The sequence below is a fragment of the Actinomycetes bacterium genome (assembly GCA_022599915.1).
GTDB lineage: Bacteria > Actinomycetota > Actinomycetes > S36-B12.
In genome coordinates this window covers 1-6,670 of record JAHZLH010000062.1, presented here as the reverse complement: position 1 = coordinate 6,670, position 6,670 = coordinate 1, and the positions used below count along the sequence as shown (strand labels likewise).

The 6,670-nt window shown below is 58.2% G+C and carries 6 protein-coding genes and 1 tRNA gene; 3 read left to right on the top strand and 4 right to left on the bottom strand.

Annotated elements, in window-relative coordinates:
* Positions 1 to 7 precede the first annotated feature (7 nt).
* A tRNA-Gly gene (locus K0U62_10040) sits at positions 8 to 81 on the bottom strand.
* Positions 82 to 435: 354 nt separating this feature from the next.
* Here K0U62_10040 and K0U62_10035 point away from each other — a divergent pair.
* The 3 genes from K0U62_10035 (at position 436) to K0U62_10025 (ending at position 3,708) form a co-directional block, all read left to right on the top strand.
* Positions 436 to 873, top strand: a complete 438-nt coding sequence (locus K0U62_10035) for a MarR family transcriptional regulator (protein ID MCH9801851.1) — start codon at positions 436 to 438, stop codon at positions 871 to 873.
* Positions 777 to 2,132 (top strand): MFS transporter, encoded by a 1,356-nt coding sequence (locus tag K0U62_10030; protein ID MCH9801850.1) that lies wholly within the window; start codon positions 777 to 779, stop codon positions 2,130 to 2,132. The genes K0U62_10035 and K0U62_10030 overlap by 97 nt, the downstream gene beginning before the upstream one ends.
* 154 nt (positions 2,133 to 2,286) lie before the next feature.
* On the top strand, positions 2,287 to 3,708 hold the full coding sequence (locus K0U62_10025; protein MCH9801849.1) for an alanine:cation symporter family protein: 1,422 nt from the start codon (positions 2,287 to 2,289) through the stop codon (positions 3,706 to 3,708).
* Positions 3,709 to 3,760: 52 nt separating this feature from the next.
* On the opposite strand, the gene K0U62_10020 is transcribed toward K0U62_10025, so the two are convergent.
* The 3 genes from K0U62_10020 to K0U62_10010 all read right to left on the bottom strand — a co-directional run.
* Entirely contained in the window at positions 3,761 to 4,591 is an 831-nt protein-coding gene (locus K0U62_10020; GenBank protein MCH9801848.1) for an ATP-binding protein, read from the bottom strand.
* 241 nt (positions 4,592 to 4,832) lie between these two features.
* The gene (locus tag K0U62_10015; protein ID MCH9801847.1) at positions 4,833 to 6,236 is read right to left on the bottom strand and encodes a hypothetical protein; all 1,404 of its coding nucleotides are present in this window, start codon (positions 6,234 to 6,236) and stop codon (positions 4,833 to 4,835) included.
* 186 nt (positions 6,237 to 6,422) lie between these two features.
* Positions 6,423 to 6,670 (bottom strand): MFS transporter (locus K0U62_10010; GenBank protein ID MCH9801846.1); only part of this gene is annotated, 248 nt, incomplete at its 5' end.

The following is a 6,670-nucleotide window of genomic DNA, read 5'->3' as shown; positions in this document are numbered from 1 at the left end:
TTCTGCTTGGAGCGGGTGACGGGAATCGAACCCGCACTGTCAGCTTGGGAAGCTGAAGTTCTACCATTGAACTACACCCGCGAGGGGGCTGTGCGCAAACGTGTGCGTGAGCGCAACTCCAGCGATAAGTATGCCGTATGGCAAATCCACTGCATGTAGGCGTTCGCATCCGGCCGAATAACTAGCCCTCTTGCCGCCTCTGTCACTGCAGCGTCCTTACTACTGGTCAGTTGGCAGGAGCTCCTGCGCCGACACCCCCGTGCGGTTACTCTCCCGCGTCTGACGGAGCAATCGCTCTGTGGTTTTCCTACAAAGTCTTTGTCCAGGAATATTGTTACCTAGACTAACGTTACCTATAGTAAGTAGCAGGAGTAATGAAATCTCTGATTAAGACGTGTAGTTATCGTAGGGAGGATGCGTTGGGAAGGGAACAAGATGACCATCAGTCCATCGCGGCAGGACGCGATCCCCGAACTTCGGTTGGGCATCATGCGGTTGTCCAGGCGACTACGACAGGAACGTCCGGCTGCGGATGCACTGACGCCCAGTCAGCTGGCTGTTCTGGGGACCTTGGTCCGTTGCGGCCCCATGACACCCCGGGCGCTAGCGGACTCGGAACGCATCAAACCGCCCTCGGCGACACGGATCGTCTCCTCGCTGGAGGAGGAGGGGCTAGTCATCAAGGAACAAGATCCGAACGACGGTCGTCAAGTTCTCGTCCATCTGACCGATCGAGCTCTAGATCGCGTGGAAGCCAGTCGAGAAGCGAAGAATGCGTGGCTGATCGAGCGAGTGGGGCGGTTACCGAAGGCCGACCAAGAACGGATTCTTGCCGTAGCGCCACTTCTGAATCAACTGGCTCTGGAGGCCTAGCCAAGTCGGCACCTTTCGCCAACAAGGATCAACCCCGCCGGGGTACGTTTCATTCGCTGCGCCAACCAGATTTCCGTCGGTACTCCATCGGAATGATCGGCTCCAACGTCGGGACGTGGATGCACCGCATTGCTCAAATGTGGTTGGCGTTGGAAATAACCGGTGACCCAGCCATTCTGGGTATCGTCACCGCCCTGCAGTTCGCACCCATTCTTTTTATCGGCCCCTGGGCTGGCGCACTAGCCGAACGCAGCGATCGCCGAAACTTGCTGATCTGGACGCAAGTTGCGCTCGCTATCCAGGCGGCATTCCTCGGTGCGGTCGTATTGAGCAATGCCATAACCACACCGTTGCTATTCATCTTTTCCGTTTTGCTGGGTATCGCTACCGCAGTAGACGGACCCGCTCGACAATCGTTCGTCTCCGACCTAGTCGACCGAAGTGAACTACCCAACGCAGTCGCGCTCAACAGCACTTCCTTTAACGCTGCTCGACTGATCGGCCCCGCCGCAGCGGGATTTATCATTGCGGCTTGGGGCACCGGATGGGTGTTTCTCCTCAATGCCGCCACCTTCGTCCTAATGATTATCGCTTTGCTGCGGATTCACACGCACGGGAAGCGGGTGGGGAAAGAGCAGGCACGAGTATCAGATGGAGTCAGGTTCGTCATCGGTCATCGTGACCTGTTGTTTGTGATTCTGGTCGCGGGAATCGTCTCAATGTTCGTCTTGAACTTCCAAATGACCATCGCCGTCATGGCAACGGAGCAGTTCGCCGTAGGGGCACAGACATACGGGGTGCTCGCGTCGGTGATGGCCATTGGCTCGTTAGCTGGGTCCTTGTTGGCTGCTCGGCGAGGACGCACCAGTCTGCGAATCGTGACAGTCTCTGCTCTCGGGTTGGCAGGTGGATCGATTGTTGCTGGTTTGAGCCCGAATGCATGGTGGTTCGGTGCTGCATTGGTCATCTGCGGGATCGCGGCGCTAAGCATGATGACCGGAGCCAATGCCTACCTTCAAACTCACTCAGGATCTGAGCACCGCTCACGCGTCATGGCGCTGTACCTGGCTGTTTTCTTCGGGACTACCCCCATTGGTGCGCCATTGGCGGGTCGGCTGGCCGAGATCGCCGGGCCCCGCGCCAGTCTTATCGTGCCGGGAATCCTCGCGATGATAGCCACCGCAGCATTGGCGCTCTGGTTCCTACACCGCAGGCGCACCGAATCATCCGACCGGATTAACAGCCGCCGCGTTGCGTAATGTCGGCATGCCGATGTGCTTCACGTATTCGGCGAGCGTGTGATCGTGAACACCAATAGGCTCGCGCCATAGCGTTGCTGAGGAGCCTATGGACGTCTTTGAGAACATCATCGGTTTTCTCAACGCCATTCTTTGGGGCAGCGAAGATTCTCCAATGATTTTCAGTGCTGGAATCTTGGGCTTCTTGCTCATCGCTACCGGCATCTACATGACCGTTCGGATGCGCTTCATCCAAGTCCGCAAGTTTCCTCACTTTTTCCGGGTGCTCTTTCACAGTTTCAAACCCGAACACAGCGGCGGCATCTCACCCTTCGAAGCCTTCGCCACTAGTTTGGCCGCCCGGGTTGGGGCAGGAAATATCGGTGGTGTTGCCATCGCCATCACGCTGGGTGGGCCCGGCGCAGTCTTTTGGATGTGGGTTATCGCCCTGATGGGCATGGCCACTGCCATGGTGGAGGCCACGCTGGCGCAAGTCTTCAAACATCGGGACGAGACCGAAGGCAAGAATCTGTTCCGTGGCGGTCCCGCGTACTACATGGAACGTGGCCTGAATGCCCGTTGGATGGGCATCCTCTTTTCCATCTTCTTGCTGCTGGCCTTTCCCTTTGTATTTAACGCTTTGCAGGCCAACACATTGGCAGTGGCGATGGAAAATGCCTTCAGCGTCGATCCACTCGTTACGGGAGTCGTCACCGCAGTCCTCGCTGGGTTCATCATCTTCGGCGGTATCAAACGGATTGCCCGCTTCGCTGAGATTGTGGTCCCAGCCATGGCCATTGCCTATCTGGCTGTCGGTCTCGTTGTGGTCTGCATCAACATCGAGGTCGTCCCCGAGACCTTGAGTCTGATAGTGCGTTCCGCTTTTGGCATGGAGGAAGTCGTCGGTGGATTCGCCGGCTACGCCATCTCGCAAGCCTTAGTGCAGGGAATCAAACGAGGCCTGTTCTCCAACGAGGCTGGCCTAGGTTCGGCCCCCAATACTGCCGCCACCGCCGATATCCGCCACCCTGGCAGCCAAGGGTTCATCCAGTCCATTGGTGTCTTCATCGACACCATCGTCGTCTGCACCACCACCGCGTTGATCATCTTGCTCAGCGGGGTCTGGCAACCCGGCCGCGACTACGTGGACGGAGTCGTGCTCACCCAAGACTCGCTGTCTGCCAGTATCGGGGCATGGGGCGGTCAGTTCGTCGCCATCGCGCTCATCTTCTTCGCTTTCACCTCAATAGTGGCTAACTACTACTACGGCGAAACCTCAATCCTGTTCATGAAAGGTGACCATCGCCTGCTGATCCCGGTGAAGATCGCCGTCATCGGCATGGTCATCTTTGGGTCGCAAGCGGCAGTGCCGGTGGTCTGGGATATGGCAGATGCTGCACTGGGTCTCATGGCGATGGTGAACTTGGTCGCGATCTTGCTGTTGTCGCGTATCGCTTTCCGCGTCATTGCTGACTACGAGAAGCAAATCAAGGAAGGCGTTGATCCGCTCTTTCACCGAGATGATTTCCCTGACCTCGACAGCAAAATCGAGTCGAATGTCTGGATCCCTGATCGAGAAGAGCGCGCCCCAACCTGATGCAGCTTTGCGGTAGCCCTAAGGGTGACACTTCGCGACTGAGGCCTTTTCCCTAGCCCACCCGGCGCAGCTGCCGGCGTCCCCACTGTCGCGATCCGTAAGCGAACGCCTCGTCGATCGGCAACTCCCGCGTTGAATTTCCGATGCGGACCCACAACTCTGGATCTTTGCCCTTTCCGGGCGATACGAAAATTGGCCGATCAGCGCGTGGGATGTCAAGTCGGCAAATTTCGGTATTGGAAACTTGCGGAAACTCGACTCGAACCGCTGCAGCAGCATCCGCTCCAAGGGTTACTGCCAGGTGGTCCCGCAACCACAGTTCATACCGATCATTGTCCGGCTTCTTCATGAACTTATAGTCATTGGCTAGACCTGCAATCAAGCCATCATCCCCCACGCCGATGAGCAAAATGCCGCCCTCGGAGTTCGCCAATGCAGCGACGGTCTTAGAAACCACCAACTCGATCTTCGGGTCGCGCTGGTTGGTGTGCAGGTTGTAGCGGGCCGAGGACTTGAACTCGACGTTGGCTGACTCCCCCATGAGGACGAGTTCTGCTGCCGAGAGCTTCGGCGGTTCACTCAACTTGGTCATAACAGTCAACACCAGGAAGGTGTAGGCCAGCGACGCGGCGATACCCGCGATCAGAGTGACCAACAGCCACTCTGGCGGCAACTCCCGATCCAGCAGCGGCTGGGAGCTATCCAACAAGGCCTGCGCACCTGCATCGGTAAGCCCAATAAGGACAGACAGAGTGCCCGCGCCTAGCCCCGATCCCAGGATGCCGGCCACGATGGCGCTGGAAAGGTTGAGATGAGTACGACCACCCATCAGCCATCTGACGCCGCCGCCGATCACGACGCCCAGAACCAGGGCTCCGAGCATCACCTGTAACAAATCCACACTTGTCTATGCCCAGAAGGAGCGGGCGCTAAACCCGTTGTCCACGGCTGCTTTCTTGCTACCGGCACTGGCTCGTGGGGCACCGCGGCATGAGTGAGATCAAGGCTGTCGCGGCGAGCCCCCCGATCGCCGGCAAACTGCCGAAGGCTGCCGATCAGGGCCGACTGCCGGCGCGGTACGCACACGCTGGGCGATTCCGCCCAGCGTCGTTCGCGGCTACGAACTAACTGCTAGCGGTGATGACCTCAGTTTTCGCGTCATCGTCACTGGCCGATTCATCGTCATCACCGGTGCTGTCGTCCGACTCCGGCTTGGGCGGTAGTGGCGAGGCCAGGATTTGGATGATGAAGAGTGCCACCAGCAATCCCACAGTCGTCCAAATCACGAGGTCCACCGTCTTGTAGCGAGTGACCAACACAACAAGTAGCGCTACTAGCGTGACCGCGATCCGCAGGCCACTGGCGTTGCGCGCAGCCCAACTCTGCAGGCCCTCCGCACGCACACCCCACGAGGCCAACATCGACTGGATCGCAGCCGCGGCATTGACTGCCAAGCCACGTAGGCCAGCAGCAAAGCCAGTCGGACCCATCACCAGCGCTGCCAGCAGCAGCAGGATGCCCGCGGTAAACATCGCCCAAATCGCACCGCGCAAGAAGATAGTCAACTGATCGAAGAATGCAGTAGCCGCACCCAAACTCACCGTGTTGGGCAGTGCGTTGAGGTACTCGGCCCGGCCTACTGAAATTAAGGTTCCCGCAACCAGCGACGACAGCGTGAGGCCGATCCCGGTGCCAAGAACCGCTTTGCGTCGATCGTTGGCGATAGCGATGCCGAGGATCGCGAGTGCTGCAACCACAATCGGAAGCCAGAAACCCAAAGTGTTCAGCGCCGAGTATCCCCGCTGCAGCGAAGCCAGGCTTTCAGACTGGAAAATCACGATCTGACTGTCTACCGTTGGAACGTTTTCGGCGACTGTCAGCCCGCGAGCTACCAACGCCTTCTTGACCTCTTCAACGACGTCACCCAGGTTGAGTACGACGTCCGCACCTTGCAGTGAAATAGCACCTGATTGCTCTCCGGAGAGCGCCTGTTGGATTCCCTCTTGGGCACGAGTCGTAATCTCGGTCCACAACTGCGCGAATAAGTCGGACTGAATGAAGTTTTGAACTTGGTCACGGATCAGTCCCTCGATGCCAGATTCGAGCGGTCCGGAAAGTGTGTTCAGCAACGCCTTCTGCTGCTCGTTCAGATCAAGATTGGAATCCAGCAGGTCGACCGTGTTCTTGGTCAGTTCGTCCAGTTTGATTGCGGTAATGATTTCCTCCGACACCCGATCCGCAACCGCCTGCTGAATAGCTGGCTCAGAGGCCAGCGGCGCCACCGTGGCGACAAACCGCTCAGTGTCGGTCACCTCACCACGCGCCCATACCGCGACCACGGACAGTGGAGCCAAGATCACCGCTAGCGTGATGCAGACTGCCGACCAGAAGGAGCGCCACTTACTGGGCTTGGAGATCGGTGTCGTAGCTGACTTCGTGCCCGAGCTTTGGGCTTGCAGCCTGGCGACTTCGGCTTCAAGTTCGCGGATCCGATCAGCATCGCTTGGGGTCGTGCTGTCTTGGGCCATCGCGGGACTCCTCATCACAGGTTCGGCTCACTCAAGCCTTCACCTTACTGATCTTGAACAACTATCGCCGGTTTCCTGCACAACTCATGGGCCCTCGTTAGCCGGGGGGTAGTAAAGGCGTGGCTTCACTAAAGGACGGCTTAGTCCAAGGCTCGTCAGCGGTCACTACCCCAACCGTCTGTACCTTTACGTGTTCTCCACTGGCTTTTCTTCGAGGGCTTCCGGCTCGCTTCGCCGAAGCCACCAGACCTGGAAGAGGCCATAGCCAAATGCGACCACCCCGAGGAGAACTAATCCAGTTCGGACTCCCACCAGTTCAAACAGCCAACTGACTAGGAGTGCCCCACCAACTGTGGCCAGGGTGATGGCCGCGAAAAAGATTCCGAGAACGGAGCCGGTAATCCGCCGGGGCAAATCCAACGTCAGGCTTTGCT